This is a genomic window from Trichocoleus desertorum AS-A10, from assembly GCF_039962155.1.
Lineage (GTDB): Bacteria > Cyanobacteriota > Cyanobacteriia > FACHB-46 > FACHB-46 > Trichocoleus.
The window spans coordinates 183,140-206,463 of sequence record NZ_JAMPKN010000010.1; the positions used below are offsets into that span (position 1 = coordinate 183,140).

Annotated in this window: 20 protein-coding genes, 1 tRNA gene and 1 rRNA gene; 11 read left to right on the forward strand and 11 right to left on the reverse strand. The window is 49.4% G+C overall.

The window, feature by feature from the left end; all coding sequences use genetic code 11:
• Positions 1 to 4 precede the first annotated feature (4 nt).
• Complete coding sequence (pilM, locus tag NDA01_RS15495) at positions 5 to 1,114, reverse strand: type IV pilus assembly protein PilM (protein WP_190432381.1); 1,110 nt, start codon at positions 1,112 to 1,114, stop codon at positions 5 to 7.
• 695 nt (positions 1,115 to 1,809) lie between these two features.
• Here pilM and purT point away from each other — a divergent pair.
• On the forward strand, positions 1,810 to 3,033 hold the full coding sequence (gene purT / locus NDA01_RS15500; RefSeq protein WP_348228629.1) for a formate-dependent phosphoribosylglycinamide formyltransferase: 1,224 nt from the start codon (positions 1,810 to 1,812) through the stop codon (positions 3,031 to 3,033).
• Positions 3,005 to 4,390, forward strand: coding sequence for an ABC transporter substrate-binding protein (locus NDA01_RS15505; protein ID WP_431193419.1), 1,386 nt, complete (start codon positions 3,005 to 3,007; stop codon positions 4,388 to 4,390). Before purT ends, NDA01_RS15505 begins: the two co-directional genes overlap by 29 nt.
• Here the strand turns inward: NDA01_RS15505 and NDA01_RS15510 are convergent.
• Entirely contained in the window at positions 4,387 to 5,814 is a 1,428-nt protein-coding gene (locus NDA01_RS15510; RefSeq protein WP_348228630.1) for a bifunctional folylpolyglutamate synthase/dihydrofolate synthase, read from the reverse strand. The two genes, NDA01_RS15505 and NDA01_RS15510, sit on opposite strands and share 4 nt — an antisense overlap.
• Before the next feature lie 208 nt (positions 5,815 to 6,022).
• Between NDA01_RS15510 and NDA01_RS15515 the strand changes: the two genes are divergently transcribed.
• On the forward strand, positions 6,023 to 6,538 hold the full coding sequence (locus tag NDA01_RS15515; protein WP_348228631.1) for a hypothetical protein: 516 nt from the start codon (positions 6,023 to 6,025) through the stop codon (positions 6,536 to 6,538).
• A gap of 68 nt (positions 6,539 to 6,606) precedes the next feature.
• Positions 6,607 to 7,347, forward strand: a complete 741-nt coding sequence (locus tag NDA01_RS15520; protein ID WP_348228632.1) for a queuosine precursor transporter — start codon at positions 6,607 to 6,609, stop codon at positions 7,345 to 7,347.
• 148 nt (positions 7,348 to 7,495) lie between these two features.
• On the opposite strand, the gene NDA01_RS15525 is transcribed toward NDA01_RS15520, so the two are convergent.
• Positions 7,496 to 7,615, reverse strand: a complete 120-nt coding sequence (locus NDA01_RS15525; protein WP_190432371.1) for a photosystem II protein Y — start codon at positions 7,613 to 7,615, stop codon at positions 7,496 to 7,498.
• A gap of 154 nt (positions 7,616 to 7,769) precedes the next feature.
• Entirely contained in the window at positions 7,770 to 8,327 is a 558-nt protein-coding gene (locus NDA01_RS15530; RefSeq protein ID WP_348228633.1) for a gamma carbonic anhydrase family protein, read from the reverse strand.
• 116 nt (positions 8,328 to 8,443) lie between these two features.
• On the opposite strand from NDA01_RS15530, the gene NDA01_RS15535 reads away from it, so the two are divergent.
• From NDA01_RS15535 to NDA01_RS15545, 3 genes are read left to right on the forward strand one after another with little or no spacing between them, the layout of a single operon-like run.
• Complete coding sequence (locus NDA01_RS15535; protein WP_190550260.1) at positions 8,444 to 8,953, forward strand: TIGR02652 family protein; 510 nt, start codon at positions 8,444 to 8,446, stop codon at positions 8,951 to 8,953.
• Positions 8,954 to 9,012: 59 nt separating this feature from the next.
• Positions 9,013 to 9,453 carry a VOC family protein gene (locus NDA01_RS15540; protein WP_348228634.1) on the forward strand — a complete coding sequence of 147 codons (441 nt, stop codon included), beginning with the start codon at positions 9,013 to 9,015 and terminating at the stop codon, positions 9,451 to 9,453.
• Entirely contained in the window at positions 9,446 to 10,984 is a 1,539-nt protein-coding gene (locus NDA01_RS15545; RefSeq protein ID WP_348228635.1) for an AAA family ATPase, read from the forward strand. The genes NDA01_RS15540 and NDA01_RS15545 overlap by 8 nt, the downstream gene beginning before the upstream one ends.
• A 238-nt stretch (positions 10,985 to 11,222) precedes the next feature.
• On the opposite strand, the gene NDA01_RS15550 is transcribed toward NDA01_RS15545, so the two are convergent.
• Positions 11,223 to 11,447, reverse strand: a complete 225-nt coding sequence (locus NDA01_RS15550) for a hypothetical protein (RefSeq protein WP_190432362.1) — start codon at positions 11,445 to 11,447, stop codon at positions 11,223 to 11,225.
• Positions 11,448 to 11,793: 346 nt separating this feature from the next.
• On the opposite strand from NDA01_RS15550, the gene NDA01_RS15555 reads away from it, so the two are divergent.
• From NDA01_RS15555 to fba, 4 genes are all read left to right on the forward strand, one after another.
• Complete coding sequence (locus NDA01_RS15555; RefSeq protein WP_348228636.1) at positions 11,794 to 14,544, forward strand: CapA family protein; 2,751 nt, start codon at positions 11,794 to 11,796, stop codon at positions 14,542 to 14,544.
• Between the two features lie 172 nt (positions 14,545 to 14,716).
• The gene (locus tag NDA01_RS15560; protein ID WP_348228637.1) at positions 14,717 to 15,586 is read left to right on the forward strand and encodes an aldose epimerase family protein; all 870 of its coding nucleotides are present in this window, start codon (positions 14,717 to 14,719) and stop codon (positions 15,584 to 15,586) included.
• 138 nt (positions 15,587 to 15,724) lie between these two features.
• Positions 15,725 to 15,796: transfer RNA gene (locus tag NDA01_RS15565), tRNA-Lys, on the forward strand.
• Positions 15,797 to 15,960: 164 nt separating this feature from the next.
• A complete protein-coding gene (fba, locus tag NDA01_RS15570) occupies positions 15,961 to 17,040 on the forward strand; it encodes a class II fructose-bisphosphate aldolase (RefSeq protein ID WP_190432357.1) in 1,080 nt (359 codons plus the stop codon).
• Positions 17,041 to 17,133: 93 nt separating this feature from the next.
• Here fba and NDA01_RS15575 read toward each other — a convergent pair whose 3' ends face one another.
• The 6 genes from NDA01_RS15575 to rrf form a co-directional block, all read right to left on the reverse strand.
• On the reverse strand, positions 17,134 to 18,993 hold the full coding sequence (locus NDA01_RS15575; protein WP_348228638.1) for a polysaccharide deacetylase family protein: 1,860 nt from the start codon (positions 18,991 to 18,993) through the stop codon (positions 17,134 to 17,136).
• Positions 18,994 to 19,237: 244 nt separating this feature from the next.
• A complete protein-coding gene (locus NDA01_RS15580) occupies positions 19,238 to 19,627 on the reverse strand; it encodes a C6orf136 family protein (protein ID WP_348228639.1) in 390 nt (129 codons plus the stop codon).
• On the reverse strand, positions 19,627 to 20,193 hold the full coding sequence (locus NDA01_RS15585; RefSeq protein WP_348228640.1) for a hypothetical protein: 567 nt from the start codon (positions 20,191 to 20,193) through the stop codon (positions 19,627 to 19,629). Before NDA01_RS15585 ends, NDA01_RS15580 begins: the two co-directional genes overlap by 1 nt.
• Before the next feature lie 98 nt (positions 20,194 to 20,291).
• Complete coding sequence (modB, locus tag NDA01_RS15590; RefSeq protein WP_348228641.1) at positions 20,292 to 22,157, reverse strand: molybdate ABC transporter permease subunit; 1,866 nt, start codon at positions 22,155 to 22,157, stop codon at positions 20,292 to 20,294.
• A gap of 33 nt (positions 22,158 to 22,190) precedes the next feature.
• On the reverse strand, positions 22,191 to 23,006 hold the full coding sequence (gene modA, locus NDA01_RS15595; RefSeq protein WP_348228642.1) for a molybdate ABC transporter substrate-binding protein: 816 nt from the start codon (positions 23,004 to 23,006) through the stop codon (positions 22,191 to 22,193).
• Between the two features lie 212 nt (positions 23,007 to 23,218).
• A 5S ribosomal RNA gene (rrf, locus tag NDA01_RS31935) occupies positions 23,219 to 23,324 on the reverse strand; the annotation flags it as partial.

Here is a 23,324-nt window from a genome sequence, read left to right on the forward strand (position 1 = left end):
GAGTTCAGATCTCCCGCAATCCTAGGCCTAGCACCACCCCTAATCCAGGTCGCTGAACTAAGGGAATTTCCTGATCAACCTCTAGTGAAAGCGCTGCAATTGGATCAACCTGGCTTGCAGGCAAACTGAGTCGTTGAGTAAAAAATTCATCTAACTGACCAATCCCACCTCCTGGGCCTGCCAAGAGCAGTTGCGCCACTTCCAAGTTCTCACCTTGATTGAGATAGAAGTCAATGGAACGACGCAGCTCATCTGCTAGTTCTCCTAGAACTCTCAGCATGGCAGCCGTACCTGGATTGGTACCCCCCATTTTAGTCGTGCCCCCAATAGTATCGGTGGGAGTAATTGGGATCGTCATGCCTTGCAACAAATCAGTATTGCGGCTAGGAGGCAGGTTCATCGCTCGACTCAACGCACTCTGAATTTGGAACGTGCCAATCGGGACGGTGCGGGAAAACTGGGGGACGCCATCCACCACAATAGAAATTTCTGTACTTTCAAACTGAACGTCGGCGATCGCCACTGCTTCTTGAGGGGCAAACTGCCGCAGTTGCTCTCGAATTGTCCGAATTAAAGCGAAGCTGCTGGTTTCTAAAACGTCCAGTTGCAAGCCCGCCTGCTCAAAAGTACTGAGGTAAGTATCTGTCACTTCCTTGCGCGTGGCGACGAGCAAAACTTGAACCTTTTCAATGCCATCCTCATCTACAAAGAAGCCCAGCTTTTGGTAATCAACATCAGCCTCTTCTCTAGGGAAGGTCAGGTAAAGACCAGCCTCTTGATTCAAGACCATTTCCCGGAGTTCGCGATCATCCAGTTCCGCTGGAACTGGGATCAATCGGGTGACTGCTTCTCGCGCCGGGATCGCTGTTGCTGCACGCTTTACTTTAATTTTATTTTCAGCCAAGGCGGATTGAATCAAGCCAGCCATTGCAGTTGGGTCAGCAATTTGGCCCTCCTGAAATATACCCTCTGGCACCTCTACAGATGACAGCGTGACTAGTTTGAATGCCTGTCCCTGCTTCCGCACTTGGGCAATGTTAATTCGTTCGGGGGTGATCTCTATACCAACCCCTTTCGTACGCTTTGAAAATAGACCTTTCAATGTGTTAACCACAGCATTTATCCACTCAGTCGTATCAGTTTAGTTAGTTGGGTGAGGCCAGAGACAAGGGCTGTAGTGAGATGGATGCCGATGTATGGTAACCAATTTATTGCAGAATTACCATGCTGCTTAGAAGGATACAAACCTTAAAAAATATCATCAACAAAGAGTGAACTGCTCCTAGATTGCTGGTTGCGTCTTCGGGTGAAAACATCATTTACAGCAACGCCATTCACTAAAGAAAAGAAAACGGCTGTTTTTTTCTCCTAATGTTTTTGGCTTTCATCCCCAATAAGCTCGTTTTGAACTTTCCAAAAGTTTGGTTTTTTTGGGGAACCAAGCAAGGGGACAGTTCGCTTGCGTTGATCTCAATCCAACTCAACTTACCAGCGATATTACACACAATTGTGAAAATTGCGTACACCTCTTCAAAAATTGAGTTAACTCGTACTGATGGAATAGAATTCATCCGGCTGATCAACCCATCACGATTTGAGGATAACCCATCAATCGAATAGGTATTTTCCCCTTTAGCAAACCACTAAGTGATGGCTGGCTTATGGTTAATTGTTCCCGCCAAGCTAGACAATGTCCTTTTGGGCTGTGTAAGCAGCAAAAAAGCGTAGAGCGACCCCTGAGCACCCGTCTGTTAGAACGGGATGCATGAAAGTATATATAAAAAAGAGAAAAATACAGACGGTTAAATTATGAATGCTGTGCCATCACGCCAGGAAAGCCAAGTTTGGGGAACTCCCTTAACCTCTAGTGGGCGACGCCTCATGCTGCTAGGCTCTGGAGAGTTGGGCAAGGAAGTTGCGATCGAAGCGATGCGGCTGGGGTTGGAAGTCATTGCAGTTGATTTCTATGCCCATGCTCCCGCGATGCAAGTAGCGCATCGATCCTATGAAGTGGATATGTTAGATGGCCCCAAGCTACGGCACTTAATTGAGCGCGAAAAACCGGATTGGATTGTGCCAGAAGTGGAAGCGATCGCCACAGCCACCCTAGTAGAGCTAGAACAAGAAGGCTGGCGGGTGATTCCCACGGCACGGGCGACCCACTTGACCATGAATCGCGAAGGTATTCGGCGGCTAGCAGCGGAAGAGTTAGGCTTGAAGACTTCGCCCTACCGCTTTGCCGATAGCGAGACGGAATATCGGCAAGCGATCGCGGAACTGGGACTGCCTTGTGTCGTCAAGCCTGTCATGAGTTCTTCGGGAAAGGGGCAGAGTATTGTCCGAACTGAGGCTGAAATTGATGCTGCTTGGCAATACGCGCAGTCGGGGGGACGCGCCCAGAATCGCCGCATCATTGTCGAAGGGTTTGTGGAGTTTCATACAGAAATCACCTTGCTGACGGTGCGGGCTATGGATGGGACTCACTTTTGTCCTCCAATCGGACACATTCAAGTCGATGGTGATTACCGGGAATCTTGGCAACCTTGCCCGCTGAACCCAGACACGCTAGAGCAGTGTCACGCCATCGGTCGTCAAATCACCGAAGCTTTAGGCGGTTGGGGCATTTTTGGTGTGGAGCTATTTATTCAAGGTGATCCGACAGGAGCGCAAACGGTTTACTTCAGTGAAGTCAGCCCTCGCCCCCACGACACAGGGATGGTGACGATGATTAGCCAAAATATGTCGGAGTTTGAGCTGCATGTGCGGGCGATCGCTGGGCTACCGATTGGTGAGATTGAGTTGATTCGACCCGGAGCTTCGGCAGTGATTTTAGCGTCCGAGGCAGGAGACAACCCGCGCTATGAAGGCATTGATCTTGCCTTGCAAGTCCCTACGAGCAAAGTTCGCATTTTTGGTAAACCTTCGTGTCACCAGAAACGACGCATGGGCGTTGCTTTGGCTTTAGGAGCCACAACCGACGAAGCCAGAGAACGAGCCAAAGCTTGTGCGGCTGCCGTCAAAGTTGTGGTGTAGCGGTGGCTACTTTGAAGCAGTAGATTGGGCAGTACTCGACCGTTATGAAATTATGAGAATGAGACGCTGGAGACAATTTGGCATTTTTGCCTTGCTGGGCTTGCTTTTGAGTTGGGTGGTGAGTTGTGGCACGGGGCCTTCCAACTCTGGAAACAACCAAACGGCGGGGGGTAAGCAAGAAATTGAGTTCTGGACCATGCAGTTGCAGCCTCAATTTACCGACTATTTCAACCAACTGATTGGTAAGTTTGAAACGGAAAATCCTGATATCAAAGTGCGCTGGGTGGATGTGCCTTGGACGGCGATGGAGAGCAAGATTCTCACCGCTGTCTCCGCCAAAACTGCCCCCGATGTAGTCAACCTAAATCCGGGCTTTGCCTCTCAGCTTGCAGCTCGCGATGCCTGGTTAAACTTGGATGAAAAAATTCCCGCCGAAGTGCGCCAGCAGTACCTCCCCAATATTTGGAAAGCCAGCACGCTGAATAATCAAAGCTTTGGGATTCCTTGGTATTTAACGACGCGAGTTGCGATCTACAACACCGATTTGTTGAAGCAAGCAGGAGTGAGCCAGCCACCGACCACCTACGCTGAACTAGCTACAGTCGCTAAACAAATCAAAGACAAAACAGGCAAGTACGCCTTTTTTGCCACGGTAGTCCCAGAAGACTCTGGCGAGGTGATGGAGTCGTTTGTGCAGATGGGGGTTCAGTTAGTTGATGAGCAGGGTAAAGCCGCCTTTAATACGCCTCAAGGCAAGGCTGCTTTCCAATATTGGGTGGATCTATACAAAAGCGGTGCTTTACCTCGTGAAGTGCTAACCCAAGGACACCGCCACGCGATCGACTTGTATCAGCAAGGTGAAACTGCCATCTTGGCTTCTGGTCCAGAATTCCTGAATACGATCGCGAAAAATGCTCCTGCTGTGGCTCAAGCTTCTGCCTCTGCTTCGCAAATCACCGGGGACAGTGGCAAGAAAAATGTGGCCGTGATGAATTTAGTCGTTCCTCGCGATACTCAGCATCCTGACGCAGCCGTGAAGTTTGCGTTGTATGTCACCAACAATGACAATCAATTGGTTTTTGCGAAGGAAGCCAATGTGCTGCCTTCCACCGTACAGGCCCTAGAGGATAGCTACTTCAAAACTCTGCCCACCAAAGCCACTCCGGTAGATAAAGCTCGCTCTATCAGTGCAGGCCAGCTAAAAGATGCAGAAGTGTTGGTTCCAGCTATGAAGGATGTGAAGCAACTGCAAAAAACCATTTACGACAATTTGCAGGCGGCGATGTTGGGTGAGAAAACCATCGATCAGGCGATCGCGGATGCCGAAACAAATTGGAATCAGCGGAGAGGAGCCTAGATAGCACCCAAATTAGGACCTAAATCAGCCTGGAATCGCTTAAAGAAGTCACCCAACAAATAAAGCGAACCAGCTAACACTACTAAAGCACCGGGGGTAGGTTGATTGCCTACCCCTTTGGCATTTTGGGTAGCCGCTTGTAGCCCCAACTCCAGATCGGCATAAGTTTCGCAGGCGACTAACTGAGGACAAATCCGCTGCTGGGCCAAATCCGCTAACCGGTCAAGATCCACAGGCTCATGGTCTGGAACCGGCACTAAATGGAGCTGGTCGTTAGGGCGCAGCAAAGCTTCCAGCACCTCTTCATGATCTTTAGTGCCGATCATGCCCACCACCCACACAACAGAGCGATCGCCATACACCTCTCCGGGTTGGTCGCCATGCCGATCGATATACTGCCGTAAAGCTTGGGCTCCTGCCGGATTATGTGCCCCATCCACCAGCAAACGGTGACCGCGCCAAGTTAGCCAGTGCAGCCGTCCAGGCCATTGCGTTTTAGCGATGCCATTCACAATCGCTGCATCGGAAATCTCCCAGCCTTGCTGCTGCAAAATTTGCAATGCAGCGATCGCTAAAGCGGAATTACTCAATTGCACCGCACCCGGGAGCGGCAACGAATATTCGATTTTGGCTTTTGGCTTTTGGCTTTTGGCTTTTGATTGGAACCAATTTGGGATGCTAGCGACTTCGGCCCAACCGGGTTGAGTTTCTATGGCGGGTTGCGGCCACACAGCCGGACAGTTCAGTTCTGCAATTCGTTTTTCGACGACAGCCTGCGCCTCTGGGGGCAAGGGGCCAATCACAGCAGGACAGCCAGCCTTGAGAATCCCTGCTTTCTCTCTAGCAATGTCGGCGAGAGTGGGGCCGAGGCGTTGCCAGTGCTCGCGGCTGAGCGAGGTGATGACGCTGACTAGGGGGCGATCGCAGACATTCGTGGCATCCAAGCGCCCTCCTAAGCCCACTTCAACCACGGCAATCTCCACTTGCTGTTGGGCAAAATACAGCCACATGGCTGCTGTAATCACTTCAAATTGCGTAGGAGAAGGCTGGTCTGGGGCGATCGCTGCTTCGACTTGCCGCAAAACTTGCTCCAATGCTTCCGGGGCAATGGGTTGCTCATTCAAGCAAATTCGCTCACACCAATCGACCAAATGCGGCGAGGTATAGCGGCCCACGCGATACCCAGCTTGGGTCAACACGGCTGATAGGTAAGCACAGACAGAGCCTTTCCCATTCGACCCCGCCACATGAATAATCGGAACCTGCTGGTGCGGATCACCCAATTCCGCCAAAAGTCGCTGGATGCGTTCTAAGCCCAAATGCACCCCAAAATAACCAAAACGGTTGAGCAGAGCCTCCACATTTACTGCCTGCCCTTTGTCATTAGGTTGACCTGCATCACTCGCTTGCTTAATCGAATTCATTGCCAAACCAGGAACCGTTACTTTACAGGATGACATTAGCTGCCCAACCATCATCCTGATTTTTGCAGCTCTGTTCCTAGCTAGTTAAGACGTTGCTTTAAAGTTAATCGCTCTAGTTTGATGAATTTTTTTGGCCTCTATCTTGCCGTCTTCTAAACTTCTAGTTAAGAGGTGTGCACTAACAAAAAACGCGCAAGGACTATCGGCTATGCTGAGTCAGCCCTCCGAGCAGAGAAAATTGCAGGAAATTAACGCTATTTACGAACAGGCTGAATCTAAGCTACAAGATGCGATCGCGTTATTACAAGAGCAGATAGAGTCTCTAACACAACAACTAGAAAATTCGTATCAAGAAACTCAAGTGCTAGAGCAAGAGCTGAGCCATACTAACCAAGAGTTGTCCAACCTCAATCAGGAAAATCAAGAATTATATGCTGGGCAGCAAAAGCTGACGCTGAGTCAAGCCCTGATTCTGGCTCAGAGTTTATTAGACCAGGGAAAGCCAACTTCAGAAGCCTTAGCAAGATTATTAAGTGAAATTTATCAAGTTCAAGTTGCACCTGAGGAGTTCGCACAGAAGGCTCGGTCCTCTAGTCTGCTGAACCCTTCTATAAGGGTTCAGCAGGCGCGAATTTTTGCGACGCAGCGTCAGCTCAAAACTCAATTTAACGAACTGAAAACCCTATTTTCCGAGCTTGGAGAAAAATTTGACGATCTCAGTTAACAGTTCATTCGTCATCCACTCAATTCAGTGCCACAATGCTTTGCAGGTAGAACCCTAGCAACAGCACTATGCCGAAGCGTTCCCGCAATTCCTCCTCAGCATCGCCCACTCCCTCCGCTCGCTACTCTGGATGGTTCTTGCTCGTAGTGGTTCTATTCGTAACCTGCCTAATTGTGTCCAACATTGTCGCGACCAAGCTAGTGACCCTGCAAGGCCAGGTCGTAACTGCGGCAATCGTGATTTTTCCGATTAGCTATATCTGCGGAGATGTGCTCACTGAAGTGTATGGGTATCGGCAGGCTCGTCTAGCAATCTGGTTGGGGTTTCTGTGCAACTTAATTGCCGTGCTTGCCATTTGGCTCGGCCAACAGCTTCCTCCTGCGCCGTTTTGGGATGGACAAGCGGCTTACGAGCGGATTCTGGGCAATACACCTCGATTGCTGCTGGCTTCGTTTCTAGCCTATTTGGTGGGGGAGTTTGTCAATTCCTTCGTGTTAGCCAAGTTGAAAGTGGCGACTCAGGGAAGGTGGCTTTGGATGCGAACTATTGGTTCCACAATTGTTGGGCAGGGGTTGGATTCGCTAATTTTCGTCACAGTAGCCTTTGTCGGCACGATCGCAGCTAGCCAGATGGTTTCAGCAATTGTGACGCAATGGCTGATCAAAACGGCTTACGAGGCGATCGCGACCCCTTTAACCTACATAGTGGTGAACTTTCTCAAGCAGACTGAGCACATTGATGTCTACGACTACGACACTTCTTTTAACCCGATTGCTTGGTCTGAAACATCCGAGCAAAAACTCGATTAAATTTACAGCAACTCCAGCGATCGCATTGCTCGCACTCTTCGTACTCGTCAAACTCATAGCGCCAAAACAAAAACGACTGTGTTTCCGCAAAGGATTACAGTCGTTTGTTGCATCATGTGAACTGAAATAGTTCAGCCCTATAGTGTGATTACTTGGCCAGAAACCCCTGAATTTGAGCCAAGGCAGCCTTGGCAATATTGAATGCTGCCCAGCTTCCAGCCAAAATGACTGGCAGCAAAACCACTACCACGCGATAATCCAAGTCCATATCCCGATCTCCTCTTCTAACCAGAGATTAAAGATTTTTGAATAGCTCTCATAATTGTATTATTTATCCAAACGGGCGCTTTTTCACAGCGATCGCAATTTCTCAGGCTTTCGGCTTATTTTTAGCGATCGATTGAGGGCATCTACAAGCCTGCTTAAGCGTGCGTTTGGGTGAAGCCAAGATCGGTGCCTTTGCCTGCATGCACCAAGGCTAACTTTTCGTAACGCCGGGCATGCTCAATTAAGTCTGCTACTTCTTCATCTGCGAGTTCGCGCAACCGTTTCGCAGGAACTCCCACCACAAGCGATCGCGGAGGCACATCTTTCGTCACGACCGAACCCGCCCCCACAATGCTGCCTGCCCCTACGCGCACTCCATCCAGTACGATCGCCCCGATGCCAATCAAGCAACCTGGCTCAATATGAGCGCTATGGATCACAGCTCGATGCCCAATGGTCACGTGGTCTTCTAAGATTGTGGGCTTACCTGGATCACCGTGTAATATGGCTCCATCTTGAACATTGGTACAGAGGCCAATTTCAATGCGCTCGACATCAGCCCGTACCACGGCACCAAACCAAATACTGGCACCAGCGGCGATCGCCACATTACCCATGACCGTCGCCCCCGGAGCCACAAAGGCAGCTTGAGAAAGATCCGGTGCAGGCCAATAAGAAGCCGAAATTAGAGGAGATGGGTTGAAATCACTCAAAATAGTGCCCAGAGTATCAGTAGAATGCCCATAGAATTGACATCGAGGGCAGAACTTCCCTAGTTATAATAAAACAACTGGCACTGACACAGAAACACCATGCAGATCCGCACTTCATGATGACTCATGGCTTACAGTATCCAATTTTTGGTCCGGAGATTCAGTGCCCGCACTGCCGCCAAACCATTCCGGCTCTAACCCTGACAGATACTTATTTGTGTCAGAGGCACGGTGCCTTTGAATCAGATCCACAAACAGGCGAACTGGTTCACTTGCAGTCAGGACGGCACTGGAGGCAGTGGAACAACGAGTGGTATCGCCAGCATACGCATCCAGACGGCATTCGCTTTGAAATTCATGAAGCGCTAGATCGGCTTTACACTCAGGGCTATCGGGCTACTCGCGTCATCATTGCCCAACGCTATAAAGACTTAATCAGTGCTTATCTAGAGCGCAGCACTCCTTGGCGGGGTCAGACGGATTCAGCCAAACCTCGGCTTTACGGTCTGCCTGTAGAATTTAGCCCGACGTCAGAAGAAGATCCCTGCTGGGACGTAATTAACTTCGATCTAGAAAAAGAACCGGGTGCCCCTGTTCGGTATCCGTATTTTCGTTTGTTTGAGTAATCCATCCTGAGCCATAACCTACTTTCGCTAACGGCTCTGGGCGCTGAGCTTCATCATCCATGCATCACGCATCTATTCGGACTGCCAATATCCATCGAGCGATCGCGTTTTACGAGCAGTTAGGGTTTGTAGTCAATGAACGATTCACCACGGGCTACACCTTGGCTTGCTGGATGTCAGGCTTGAGCGGACGGATTGAATTGATCCAAATTCCAGAGCCGCGTCCCGTCGCTGATGCTTTTAACGACGAGCACTACACCGGGTATTATCACCTTTCCTTTGACCTCACGGATACTACTGCGGATTTGCCCAAATGGCTAGAGGATTTGCAAGCCAAATTTGCTGAGGCGGCTGAGTCCCAACCTGAGCAGATTTCACCTCTGAAGGTGCTACTGGAACCCAACCAACAAATGATTGGCGATCGCGTTTATGAGGTTGCTTTCATTGCCGATGCCGATGGTTTACCCCTCGAATTCATCCGGGTGATGAAGCATGAGTGATCCAGCAGAGGTGTTTCCGAATAACTGGGCTTACCTGAAAGCAGAACTGACTTGGCTCGATCGCATCTTGAGTGTGGCGATTGCTCGACAGCGCCAAGAGCAAAAAACAGTAGATCGAGTGGCGCAATCACGGGCTGATCGAGCCACAAGCCACTGGTGGAAAGGTTTAGTCGCCTTAGACGGTACGGCTGGTTATGATGAAACTCGTCCGCGTCCTACCAATCGCAGTGGTACTGCAACCAGCTATCAGCAGCAGATGGAGGCGCGAATTCAGGCTAGTTTGCAGCAGGGTGTGGCTCTAGGTTTACCTCAGTTACGCGATCGCCTCAAGCTCACCGCCTTTGAAAAGAACTTAATCCTGTTTAGCTTGGCTCCAGAAATTAATCGTCGCTACGCTAAGCTCTACAGCTATCTCCAAAGCCACGAATCTAGCTCAGCCGCACGAGTTTCGGTTGAGTTTTCGAGCGCTTGTGGCTGCCCTGATTTACCCACCGTCGATTTGGTATTGCGGTTGCTGTGTCGTAATGACCAGGAATGGCAAACGGGTCGGGCTTACCTGACTGCCAACTCTGGCTTAATTCAGCAGGGTTTGCTGCAAACGGTGGCTTGTGGCGAGGAAACCTTACTCACTCGGCGGCTGAAGTTGAGTGACGACTTGGTGAATTATTTATTGGCTGAGCAACCCCAGCCGCAAACTTTAGAGGTTTTAGTTCAACCGGCTCAGCTCCCTCAGCTGCACCCTCTTCCTCATACTCACCTTCCCCTGCCCCGCTACCTGCGTGAAGAAAAAGCCACACCTGACTGGACGCAACTGATTTTGCCGCGATCGCTTTTGGCAACCTTGCAGCATTTAGGGCAACGGGTAGAACTGGGGTCCGAGGTGCAAGCAGTTTGGAGCGATTTAAAACCTAGCTGCTCTACCCCTCCCCCGCTACCTGGAACCGTGGCGATTTTGGTAGGAGCGGCGGGTACAGGCAAAACAATGGCAGCAGCGGCGATCGCTCAACAATTAAAAACTTCTCTGTTCTGGACTGACCTAGCCTTGGTGCCGCCCGCCGAGTTTCCCAGGTTGCTTCAGGAAATTCATGAACACAGCCCAACAGTATTGTTGATCAAGTCAGCACCGCTCTGGCTGGGGCGTTCTGCTCCCTTAGCGACCCCAAATATACATCAACTGATTCACCAACGTCAGCAGCAGCGAGGCATCACCTTATTCAGCGTGCCGTTTTTGCAATCGGTGCGTTGGCACTGGCGACAGGAAATTGACCAAATTTTAGAATTCCCGCTCCCCACGCCAGGCGATCGCTTGAAGTTATGGCATCAAGTTTTTCCCAGTACGATCGGCCTCGACTCCAGCATCGATTGGGAGTTTCTAGCTCACAAGCTGCCTCTAAATGGAGGTGAAATTCACGCGATCGCCCAAACTGCAACTTTTTACGCAGCCGCAGATTCATTGGAGATTAAGGTAACGATGGCCCATATTCTACGAGCTTGGGAACAGAGGCAACAAAAACTGAAAACTCGTAACTAAAAAAATAAGCCCCTAAATCAGGGGCTTGGTGTCTGTTGGGTCATGGGAAAGATTGTGGTCAAGATCGGATAGAAATCTGTTTTGATTTAGAGCAAAATTAGAACTGCTTAGTCATTAAAATAGCAGTTTAATCCTATAAATTTTAGGCTTATGACTCCCTAAGCCAGAGCCTTTTTCACCCTAACTTTAGCCACAAATTAAAACTTTATTCCCTACTAGCTCGTGTCTCAGTCGAGAGTTATCTCCGTTGTGCCACAGATCGCAGACGTTGCAATGGCATCTCAACGGCTCCAGGAGCTTCTCGCTTAATGACTCCAGCATCCACAGCACTGTATAACTTTTCTAACACCTCTAAATCGGCAGCTTTATAGCCTCCAATTGACAATACTTGGCGGATTAACCCCTCAGATGCCACGCTGAGACAGCCTGTCTGGAAAGCAGATTGTACGAGCGTATGGATCATAGCTACGAATTATCCTGACTGTTTTACTGCCAACCTTACTATCAAGTATTTTCGAGCTCTAACAGTTGATTGAGATCGACTATAACCTGTGACCCTAAACGTTATAAGCTTGTGATTACTATCACTGACAACTAACATTAACTAGGAAGTGCGGGCTGCATCTATGAAGCCAAAATAGCGTGAACCATATGTTCTACCGGGGCTAACTATTCTGGATTAAAGCTATAAATAGGTTTCCCGTCCGAGTAATTAATGATTTAATGCCGATAAGATAGGGTCAATCATCTGCCAATTTGTGGGTGCAACGGGAAGTAACGGTGGCAGTTGATGTTGAGGAGTGAAGAGGATGGCTTATTCTAATCGTGTATCTCAACCTTCCGTGCTGGAGTTAGCACGAGAAGGTAATGTTCGAGCGATCGCCTATTGGCTGAATAGCTACTTAGTTCCTCAAGGGGTCTACGCCTCCATTCGACCCACTCGCTCCAATTGCCTCCACATTACCGTCGAGTTCGATCGCATTCCAGAGCGCGATCGCTTAGTCCGCTTCATTTGCCATCGTCTCTGCCAGCTCAACTTAGACTTTATCGAAGGAGTCAGGATTGCGGCTCGCTTCGCAGATGAAAGTCAGACTCTTTGGCAGCAATCTGTTCGCTTAGCCACATCCAGCAGACGCCAAAAGCGCCCCCGTCAGCCCCCCAACCGCTCTCAAGCAGCGACTCAATCCATATCTGTCAAACAACTGCTAGACCAGCGTGTTTATCTGAAACTAGCTCGTTCTCTCTTGCTCAGTGGTTCTGCTGTAGCAGCGTTTGTCTTGGGTTGTCTGCTCAGCTATAACGAAACTCCTACCGAGCCAACGATCGCCTCTGCCAACGGTCGTACCCCCGAAGCCACACTCACGAGGTCTGAACCCAACCGACCGAATGCGATCCGTGCTGCCTTGGAAACAGTTCCAGTGGTGCAACACCAAAACCTACTCAATCCTGATGACCCAGCCGTCACCTTGATGTTTGGGGGAGATGTCACCTTATCTGATGCTTTCGAGGATTTAGTTGGCCAAGACTACAATTGGGCCTTCGCCGATATGAAGGAGTATCGCCAAGCAGACGTAGCGATGGTGAATCTCGAAAATCCTTTAACTCGCGCCACCACGCCACTGCCAGATAAGCAATTTAACTTCAAGGCTGACCCAGAGTCAGTAGAAGTATTGACGGATGGCGGCATCGACATTGTGACTCTGGCTAACAATCACGCGATGGACTACGAAGCATCGGGGTTGATAGAAACGCTAGAAACGCTAGAGCAGGCGGGCATTCATCACATTGGGGCGGGTCGAGATATTAAAGAAGCTCGTCGTCCAGAAATCTTAGAAGTGAAGGGGCAGCGCATTGCTTATCTCGGCTATTACGATGCAGACCTTCATGCGGCAGATATAGATGCTGCGGGCACCAATCCCACTCGCAACGATCGCATCGCCGAGGATATTCGAGCTATTCGTAAGCAGGTTGATTGGATCGTCGTGAATTATCACTGGGGCGAGGAATTAGCTGAGTATCCCGTGGATATGCAGATTCAGCTAGCACACCACACCATTGATAAAGGCGCTGATCTGGTTGTGGGGCACCATCCCCATGTCCTGCAAGGAGCGGAAATTTATAAAGGACGACCGATCGTCTATTCTCTAGGCAACTTCATTTTTGGCGGTAATTCCCGCAGCGACTACGATACGGCGGTGCTAAAAGTTGCCTTGCGAGACAAGCAAATGAAGGTGGAATTTTTGCCGGTTGAGGTGACGCAGTATCAACCCCGAATTGTGTCTGGCGATCGCGGTGAGCAAATCCTCAATCAAATTCGTGAGCGATCGAGCCTCTTTGCTCAACCGATGCCATCCTCCGTTATTCTTGATGCCCGTAGTTCTGAAGTGGTTGAGCCAGGAGAGTCAGAGGTTTTCAGCGAACCATCTCCCAACCCAGATACGACAAATGTTGCTCCGTCGCCACAATCTACACCTGAGACAACGTCACCTGACTCTTTTATTACTGCACCAGACTCAGCTCCTGACGACCTACCTGCTTCACCAGATGAGCAACCCAGCAACCCTGCTACTCCACTCAACTCACAACCTTTCGCACCCGATACTGCACCCAGTAATAGCGCTCCTGCTTTCCCCGACTCAGAGCCAAGCCCTAGCTTCTCTAACCCAAAACCCGCCGACAACTGGCAATCTTTACCCTCTCAACCGACTGCTGCCCCCTCTCCAGACCCAACGGATGCTTGGCCTGATGACTCCACTGCGCCTGCACCTTTTGAGCCAGATGCTTTCGAGCCAGACAGGTCCAACCCATCCCTAGATTCGGAGCCATCTGAATCTGAGCCAGCGGAGCTTGAACCGACCGAATCTGAGCCATCAGAGCTGAACTCTGAGCCTGAGAATGGCTATACTTACCCACACCGTCAGGAACCAGATGATTATTGGCAACCGCTGACACCAGACCCATCAGAACCGCCTGACGAGCTTGTCCCTAGCGATGATACATCTCCTGACCCTAGGGCTCCTCTCAACCCTCAACCTGAGGCAGAACCCTTTACAGAGCCTGGAAACAGCACTGAACCCTTTGACTCGTCGCCCCTAGAGGGTGATCCTTCTCAACCATTAAACGGCGATACTTCTAGTCCTCTGAATCAGACACCCTCACCTAGTCCAACGCTAAACGAGGGTTTAGAACCCTTTACTGGGCCTGTAGAGGCACCTGCGGACGATACCTCTATTCCTGAAAACGCGGAACCCTCACTCCCATCGGCTCCGCCTAATAACAATCTAGAGCCCTTCACCACCTCTCCAGAAGATTCCACACCCCTGGAAGCTGAGCCATCAATTGCGCCCACGACTGCACCCAGCGATCGCTTGGAGCCGTTCATTACCAATCCTGCTGAGACAGTTCCAACTGCTCCAACCGCAGCCCCAGATTCGGAGCAAAGAAATTCTTCCCCGGAACCTGTATTGCCTCAGGCAGAACCATCTGAGCCAAAACCATTCGAGCCACCCTCACATCCTAAACAGCATCCGCGCGAGCACATTGCTCTCCTAGAACATTAAGCTCCAGCGATCGCCCTCCCTACTTCTACTTCTGCTCCATCTCAAGTTCTATCAACAGCAGCAAGTCGCCATCAGCAACCAGCAACACCTCTAGTTACCCCATTCGCGGAGCGCCCAGAGTAGATTTGCAGAGCTGAGCGAGATCTCATTCCAACCCAAGGAGTCAATCACTGTGTTTGCGATCGCAACTGAACAGCGGCAATACAAAACCTATCTACTCTCTGACCAAGCTACCAACTCTCACTTAGAAATTGTGCCTGAGCGGGGTGGCATTGTTACCAGCTGGCAAGTGCAAGGCCAAGAGCTGCTGTATCTAGATGCTGAACGATTCGCCAATCCCGAACTAACTGTGCGGGGCGGCATCCCGATCTTGTTTCCGATTTGCGGCAATCTGCCCAACAACACTTACAACCACAACGGCCAAAACTACACCCTCAAGCAGCATGGCTTTGCCCGTGATTTACCTTGGCAAGTAACAGAACAAGAAACGCAAGATTTAGCCAGCCTAACTTTGGCGTTAGAGAGCAATGAGCAAACCCTAGCGGCGTATCCCTTCCAGTTTCAAGTCGCCTTCACCTACAAATTGCAAGGGCATACCCTAGAGATTCATCAGCGGTTTGAGAATCGCTCTAGTGAGCCAATGCCCTTCTCAATAGGACTGCATCCCTACTTTGTAACCTCAGATAAAACTCAGCTCCAGTTCGATATTCCTGCCACCGACTTGCTCGATCAGCGATCGCAAGCCGTCGAATCTTTCAGTAACCAATTCGATTTTGAGCGCGATGAAATTGATGTGGCGTTCCGGGAACTCTCGCGTCGCTCAGCCACCGCCAGCGATCGCGGCCAGGGGGTGCATTTGACGCTCAGCTACGAGTCCCCCTACTCCACTGTGGTCTTTTGGACGGTGAAAGGTAAAGAGTTTTATTGCCTAGAACCTTGGACTGCGGGACGCAATGCCTTAAATACGGGCGATCGCCTGACTCACTTAGCCCCCGGTGCGAGTTTAGATACAACGGTCCAACTCACGGCCAAATTTCTGTAGTTTCAGCGCTGCATCTCAAGCTAAGCAGGCAATCTAAAAATAATCTGAAGAAATTTATGTTTTTCTTGGTAAATATCTTCTAAATTTAGAAGGGGTGTGTTATTGTTGTAAACGGCGCTGAGACAGGCGCAACTGAACGGGTCGCTAACTCAATGGTAGAGTACTCGGCTTTTAACCGATTTGTTCCGGGTTCGAGTCCCGGGCGACCCATAAAAAGAAAGATAAACAAATCTTATAGACCTAGTAAAAAGGGTTCAAGGTGAATCTTGAAATACTTCCTCTATTTACAAGCACAAAGTATCTTAAGATTAACGTAAGAATTGAGCTCGTCTAAAACTAGCTAGCTAACGACGAAGTAATTAGGAGGACTCTCTATGGCGCTCGTACCCATGCGGCTGTTGTTGGATCACGCGGCTGAAAACGGTTACGGCATTCCCGCCTACAACGTTAACAACATGGAGCAGATTCAAGCCATCATGCAGGCTGCCCATGAAACCGATAGCCCTGTGATTTTGCAAGCCTCTCGTGGCGCTCGTAAATATGCTGGAGAAGCTTTCCTACGCCACCTGATTTTGGCTGCGGTAGAGACCTATCCTGATATTCCTATCGCAATGCACCAAGATCATGGCAATAGCCCTGCGACTTGCTACTCAGCCATGAGTCATGGTTTTACCAGCGTCATGATGGACGGCTCTCTGGAAGCTGATGCTAAAACCCCTTCCAGCTACGAGTACAACGTTGAAGTAACTCGCCGAGTGGTAGAAGTTGCTCACGCAATCGGCGTCAGCGTTGAAGGCGAATTGGGTTGCCTCGGCTCTCTAGAAACTGGCCAAGGTGACAAAGAAGATGGACATGGTTTTGAGGGCACCCTCTCCCATGACCAACTCTTGACCGACCCTGATGAAGCAGTAGACTTCGTTGAGCAAACCGGCGTTGATGCCCTCGCAGTTGCGATCGGGACCAGCCACGGTGCTTACAAGTTCACCCGCAAGCCTACTGGTGAAATCCTCGCCATCAGCCGCATCGAAGAAATCCACCGTCGCCTTCCCAACACCCACTTGGTCATGCACGGTTCCTCCTCTGTACCTGAAGATCTAATTGCGTTGATCAACCAGTACGGCGGTAAGATTCCTGAAACCTACGGTGTACCCCTCGAAGAAATTCAAAAGGGTATCAAGAGCGGTGTGCGTAAAGTCAACATTGACACCGACAACCGCTTGGCGATCACTGCTGCGGTGCGTGAAGCCCTAGCTTCTAAGCCTGAGGAATTCGATCCTCGCCACTTCCTCAAGCCTTCTATCAAGTACATGCAAAACGTTTGTGCTGAGCGCTATCAAGCCTTTAGCGCTGCGGGTCAAGCTAGCAAGATCAAGCCTGTTTCTCTGGATGATTTTGCTGCTAAGTATGCCAAGGGCGAACTGGGTGGCGCTACCAAGAAAGCTGTCACTGTTTAATTAACAGGTTTGACTCTTGACCAAAAAAGCTGGGTAGTCTTTAATGCTATCCAGCTTTTTTATGGAAAGGTTTAAGCTCACTGAGATACCAAATTATCGAGATGCCAGTGTACAAGCTGCTTTAGCTTCTGCGTCAGAGGGTACGAGCGCGACCACATGAGGCACAGGGCGAGGAATATATCCCACCAGCGATTCACCTTTGTAAGCCAGTGAAGTGCTGGCACCAGAGTCTAGCATCACTGCATCGCGAAAGCCTGCCTTTACCAACGCAATTCCTAAGGAAACCGAGTCAATTGGCTCCACTGAAACTCCGATGGTGGGTTGCCCGGTTTGATTGATGCCCCAGAAGGCCCGATGACGCACAGCATCAAAATCGAACAAGCTATTGAAAGTACTAGCAGGTTGAGGTTGGCTATCCTTCACTAGCCAAGCCGCCGCGACAAAAGCATCTGTCACACCTGCTAATTCTGCTTGCACCCCCTCTAAACTGTTGTGCTTGTCTGGGTTAAAGGGAATAAACTTAGCCGCTTGAGGACCCATTACCACTAGTGGCCGTCCCTTCAGCCTGGGATTGTCGCTGTGATTTCCTGGGACGAATTGCCCGTTACTTTGACTCATGACAGGGCCGATCATCACGTTGGAGTCCAAGTACCTGAGGGAGAAGAACCCGCCATCTACTGCTGCGATCGCCTGAGTTCCTTCTAGAATTTCTTGAACCTGGTAACGACTCTTGGCATGAATCGTGATCGGTTTACCCCCAGAAATTAACCGGAAAGGTGTCTCGTCAATTGTTGTTTCGGTGAGTTGCACTGGCGCAGAAAAATCAAAGCCCAGATTCCACCTGGGCAGGGGAGATCCACCCCAAGCTTGATCTACAATCTCGGGGAGCCGAGACTGTCCAAAGCGAGCGATCGCCAACAAGCTCTCGGATTCACCTGCAAAGCGCTCATCCACATCATCCATTGTGAATGCTGCTAAGTAACCCGCGTCCTGAACCACTTTAGCGACTCGGGCATCGTACTTTCCTTCTGGGTAGGTGAAGTAACGAATCGGCATGCCTAATTCAGCTTCTAAAAGCCGTTTCGACTCTGCTACTTCAGTCGCCAAATGATCATCTGTGAGTTTGGTGAGATCTGGCGGATGAGTCACACTATGAGCCGCGATCGTGACTAAGGGATCAGTAGCCATTTGGCGCAACTCTTCCCAATTCAGGCTAGAGCGCCCCAGCTTTTTACCAACCTTGGCAGTATAGATAGAGAATACCGCTGGGTAGCCGTATTTTTTGAGTAAGGGGTAAACGTGTTCGTAGTGTCCCTTGTAGCCATCATCGAAGGTTAGTAAGATAGGCTTTTCTGGTAAAGGCAACCCAGTTCGTAGATGCGTGGTTAGCTGATCGAGACTAATCGGGGTTAGCCCACGCTCTTGAATCAGTTGTAGGTGTTGCTCAAACTCTTCCGGCGTTACATCAAAGAAAACTTGCTTTTCTGGCAGAATATCGTGATACATCATCACGGGGACTCTGGCCTGTTGAGCGCGATCGCTGATCTGTGGCCAAGGGCTAGGATTGAGATAGCTTACCAGTTGCGGTCCTAAGCTCTGAATTAAATGGCTTAAACCAACTTCCGGATCACCAACCCAGGTGGAAGCCTTAACCAAATTCCCCATCCAAGTAGTTAGCTGAGTTGACGTTCTGAGATTGTCATCGGTTTGACAAACTGGCTCAGATGATTGTGCTTCTGTAGAGTTAAGCGCTAACAATCCTGCCCCAGACGCTAGCGATTGTAGAGAATGGCTCAAGTCCTGCGCGATCGCTGAATGGGACCACAGCAGCGTCATCAATCCTAAGGGCAGACCAATAGCGAAACGGAAGCGAAAGTTAATAATTCCGAGTCCGTGAGAGAAATTTTTGGCAGCTTGAGAGCCCAGGTGATGCTCCCGGCAAATCAACGTCATATTTTTGCAGGACAAAGGCACTGTGGCTAGATGTAACCGATACCAAAAGATTTGTCAGGTGTTACAAATCACACAAAAGGCAGATCCCAGCTCCGCCACTGCAATCTTTAGACCAACCGTTTCCAAGGTTGTTCCTAGCAGCTTGTGTTCGCTAAACCTTAATTAGACACTACTCTGCCTGCCCCAAAAATCCGGGTAAAACCCTAACTTCACGCCGCTCTATCAAGGTGCTAAAAGCACATATTCATCCTTCATCCCTTGTCCAGAAATGCTGCCTTAAAACATCCCAGCGGGAGCAATGCCAATGATCCACGTGGGACACGATTAAACCAGTGGCATCAAGTTGCAACTCACTCCAACCTGTAATTGCAATCTTGGGTTGCCAAGGTAGGGGCGATCGCCACTTCAGCGTCCACTCGGTTCTAATCGAGTTGCCGTTCTGCTGAATATCATGCAGATCCATTTTGAGGTCCGCAAACCATCGCTCTAGAAAAACAATCATTTGCTTGTAGCGTTCTACCCCTTGAAAACGATTAAGCGGATCTTGAAAAAAGACTTTTTCTGCATAGATGCTATAGGTTTGGTTCACCGGAAACCGCTCATAGTCCTCACGTAGAACCTGCACAATATCCATTAAGACTCGACCTCAGGCCACAAACGCTCTAATTGACGCTTCCAAGCTGCGAGTACTTCTTCGCGGCTACTAGCTCCCTGCTCCAAATCTCCCATTAATCCTTCCTCATAGAAACGATTTAACGTTTGCAGAGTCGCTTCTAATGACTGCCCTTGGAGTTTGGCGACATGAATAATTTGGCGAATTTGAACTTCTACTAGGTCATTGAAAGGTTTGGCTAAACCTTGTTCATGTAGGGACTGCAAACGCTGAATCGCTGCTGTTAGGTCTGCGATCGCCAAACTTTCTAGACGATGCTGAAACACCCCCCACAAAACATCTTGGTGCAGGGCATAACGGGTTTCTTGAGTGGCATCAAAATTAGCTTCTAGCAGTTGTGGCATCAAAGCTTGTGCTTCTTGAGCAGGAGCGATCGGCAAGAGCACTCTTAACCAAGTGTGGTCTTCGGACAGCAAAACTAGGAGGCGGAAGTTTGTGGTTTCGACTTGCCAGGCTTCTGGCTCTAACCTTTGAGCTAAAGCGCCAAACAAGTTCGTTAAGGCATTAGTTATTTCGTCAGGAGTCATTGTAGAGCGCGGAATTTAGGGCTGTAGCATCATCATGACGCTCCAATTAGCGATGGCACAACCGTTACATATTGCCTCCACGTTGTAACTAATGCGGCTCACCCCGTCATTAAAAATAGTCGCAAAGGGTCTAAATGGATGTACCAAGGCAAGGGTTGCTCTTTAAGTAAAGACCATTTTTCTTTGAACACCTCTGCTTGTAAATGATAGTCCTGGTCATCACTGGGAGCGGCATGCAGCTTCAAGTAGAGTGTTGTTCGGTGTAGCGTTTCACTGGTTTGAACTAACCAACAAGGGAAAGTGTTACTGCTGCCCGGAGCGATCGCGAAATTGCTCTGCTCAGGAGCGCTGGTAAATATAATGTGATGAGCTCGGATACCAACCAGAGATAAGTCAGATGGAATCGGCTCCACAACCCTTAGCAGGCAATTCCAATCAACGGCTCGAATCAGTTGTGTCTCAACTATTTCTGCCTGGGAAAAGTTTTTGCAACCCGTTAGCTGAGCCACCACAAATTTAGTTGGCCGTTCCACGACTTCTGCTTTAGGGCCAGAAGCTACAACCTGCCCAGCAGCCAGGATCATTAGGTTTTGGCAAATCCGGTAAGCTTCCTCTAAGTTGTGGGTTACAAACAAAGTAATCCCTGGATAACTCGCTAAAATCTCCTGCAAGTGCTTCTCGAGTTGACTGCGCAGGTGAGTATCCAACGCCGAAAAAGGTTCATCTAAAAGCAAAATTTGTGGTTCGATTGCCAAGGCTCTAGCCAAGGCGACTCGCTGCTGCTGACCTCCCGACAGTTGCTGCGGATATCGGCCTTCTAACCCTTGTAGTTGCATCACACTGATCAGCCGAGCCACTCTATTCGCACGTTCGCTTGCAGGCAACGTATACAGCCCAAAGGCGATATTTTGCCCAACTGTCAGGTGAGGAAAAAGCGCGTAATTTTGGAATAGAAAGCCAACCTGCCGCTGCCGACTAGGAAGATTAATGCCCCGCTCTGAGTCAAATAACACTCGGCCATTCAATACAATACGCCCACTCGATGGCGTCTCTAGGCCAGCAATACAGCGCAGAGTCAAGCTCTTGCCAGAACCTGAAGCTCCTAAGAGTCCTAGTGGTTTTTGATCAGCTGTACAGCTAACTTTGAGCGAGAAGTTAGCTAACTGCTTGGAGATGGCGATCGCTAGTTCCGGTTTCAAGGATCCAGTTTTTGCTTCTACAGTGGGTCGTGTAGCACCCCTGACCAAATGAGTAGTTATGTTGGCGGAATGCCCTTGCGGTTGGACCGTTTGCTGTTGCCTGAACCAATGCCGATAGTGAGACCAGTAATTTAGGTTAGCAATGGTCACTAGCGCGATCGCTACCACCACTACTACCCAAACTAGAGCCTGAGACCTGTTCCCTTGCTCGACTGCAAAGAAAATAGCGGTAGGAATCGTTTGAGTTTCTCCAGGAATGTTGCCTGCCAACATCAAAGTGGCACCGAACTCTCCTAGCGCGCGTGCAAAGGTCAAAATGCTGCCCGCTATCATGCCTGGCCAAGCCAAAGGCAATAGTACCCGCCAAAAGATCCCCCACTCTGAAGCCCCAAGCGTCTGCGCTGCTTGAATCAGATCAGAATCAATTTGCTCGAAAGCACCTAGTGCAGTTCGGTACATCAAAGGAAACGAGACCACAGTAGCTGCAATTACAGTTGCAGACCAGGAAAAAATCACGTTCAAACCCAGAGGTTGTAGAACTTGCCCTATCGGCCCATGCTTACCAAATAGCAGCAGCAACAAGAAACCAACGACAGTAGGTGGTAAAACCAAAGGCAGCGTCAGCACACCATCAAACCAGGGTTTTGCCCTGCCTGGGTAACTAAACATCCAACGGGCTACTACTGTCCCCAAGCAACCAGCAATCATAGTAGCCGCAGCAGCAGTCTTTAGAGAAATCTCCAGAGGAGACCAGTCAAACGCCATGTCATGATGCCTTTATCTCCTGCAATAAAAACATCAATTGCTGGCAATGCCAAATCCATGCTTTTGAAATACAGCTTTAGCCTGTGGCCTGGATAAAAACTGTATAAATTCTTGAGCAGCAGTTACATTTTTGCTATCTTTCAGCACTGCTACAGAATAACTAACGGCAGAATGAGACTGTTCAGGCGCGATCGCTACGAGCCTAACTTGTCTCGACGTTTTAGCATCTGTCAAGTAAACTATTCCAGCATCTACATTCCCCGTTTCTACATAGCTCAAAACTTGTCTTACATCTTTCGCTAAAACTAATTTTGGTTTAACTAACTCAAGAATTCTCAGCCAGGTCAAAACTTCTTGGGCATACATGCCAGCTGGTACACTCTCTGGATCTGCGATCGCTAAACGTTTAACACTTCCATTCTTGAGGTCGTTGAAATCTTTCAAAGCCGACACATTTTTCGGCTCAATCAAAGCCACTTGATTCGTTAAGAATTTTTTCCGAGTACTGCTTAGTAGCAATCCTTGCTCCTGCAAAACATCCATCTGCTTGGTTGCAGCAGATACAAAAATATCGACAGGAGCACCTTGCTCAATCTGAGCCTGCAAGGCTCCGGAGGAGCCGAAGTTAAAAGTTAAAGAACTTCCCGGGTTTTCTTGCTGCCAAAGTGACCTTACTTCTTCCATTACATTAGTAAGGCTAGCCGCCGCTGATATTGTCAAAGTAGCTGATTGCTTTTTAACTGTTGAGGTTGAAGACTCAGAGCTTGAGTTAACAAAATTACAACCAGTGATCGTTAAAGCAAATCCAGCGATCAAAAGACCTACTCTGGCAAGAGCAAAAAATCTCATGCAACTTATGAAAAGCTTTTAATTGAAGCACCATATCACAATTGCAGTATTTATCTTGGTACTGGAAAACAAATAGTTCGAAGTAGGAGATTCAAAATAACCGTCTACAGAGAGAAAAAACGTACAAATCAGGGATAATATGCCCAAAAAACACAGAGAAGAGAGAGGAGTGTCTAAGCGCTCCTCTTTCTCTTCTCTGTGTTTAATTATTGCCCTGGCATCGAGCTATTGTCCCGTGGGGCTGCCCCCAAAGTATCGTCGCCGCTACAGCGTTTCACCTCTGAGTTCGGGATGGGTCAGTGTGGTTCCACCGCGCCA

Bases quoted from the DNA above. Each gene is read 5' to 3' on its own strand.
- modA (WP_348228642.1), bottom strand. From the start codon at position 23,006: ATGAGATTTTTTGCTCTTGCCAGAGTAGGTCTTTTGATCGCTGGATTT.
- NDA01_RS15550 (WP_190432362.1), bottom strand. From the start codon at position 11,447: ATGATCCATACGCTCGTACAATCTGCTTTCCAGACAGGCTGTCTCAGC.
- NDA01_RS15545 (WP_348228635.1), top strand. From the start codon at position 9,446: ATGAGTGATCCAGCAGAGGTGTTTCCGAATAACTGGGCTTACCTGAAA.
- NDA01_RS15510 (WP_348228630.1), bottom strand. From the start codon at position 5,814: ATGAATTCGATTAAGCAAGCGAGTGATGCAGGTCAACCTAATGACAAA.
- NDA01_RS15585 (WP_348228640.1), bottom strand. From the start codon at position 20,193: ATGACTCCTGACGAAATAACTAATGCCTTAACGAACTTGTTTGGCGCT.
- purT (WP_348228629.1), top strand. From the start codon at position 1,810: ATGAATGCTGTGCCATCACGCCAGGAAAGCCAAGTTTGGGGAACTCCC.
- NDA01_RS15580 (WP_348228639.1), bottom strand. From the start codon at position 19,627: ATGGATATTGTGCAGGTTCTACGTGAGGACTATGAGCGGTTTCCGGTG.
- NDA01_RS15555 (WP_348228636.1), top strand. From the start codon at position 11,794: ATGGCTTATTCTAATCGTGTATCTCAACCTTCCGTGCTGGAGTTAGCA.
- NDA01_RS15575 (WP_348228638.1), bottom strand. From the start codon at position 18,993: ATGACGTTGATTTGCCGGGAGCATCACCTGGGCTCTCAAGCTGCCAAA.
- NDA01_RS15525 (WP_190432371.1), bottom strand. From the start codon at position 7,615: ATGGACTTGGATTATCGCGTGGTAGTGGTTTTGCTGCCAGTCATTTTG.
- NDA01_RS15520 (WP_348228632.1), top strand. From the start codon at position 6,607: ATGCCGAAGCGTTCCCGCAATTCCTCCTCAGCATCGCCCACTCCCTCC.
- NDA01_RS15540 (WP_348228634.1), top strand. From the start codon at position 9,013: ATGCATCACGCATCTATTCGGACTGCCAATATCCATCGAGCGATCGCG.
- NDA01_RS15535 (WP_190550260.1), top strand. From the start codon at position 8,444: ATGATGACTCATGGCTTACAGTATCCAATTTTTGGTCCGGAGATTCAG.
- fba (WP_190432357.1), top strand. From the start codon at position 15,961: ATGGCGCTCGTACCCATGCGGCTGTTGTTGGATCACGCGGCTGAAAAC.
- NDA01_RS15515 (WP_348228631.1), top strand. From the start codon at position 6,023: ATGCTGAGTCAGCCCTCCGAGCAGAGAAAATTGCAGGAAATTAACGCT.
- modB (WP_348228641.1), bottom strand. From the start codon at position 22,157: ATGGCGTTTGACTGGTCTCCTCTGGAGATTTCTCTAAAGACTGCTGCT.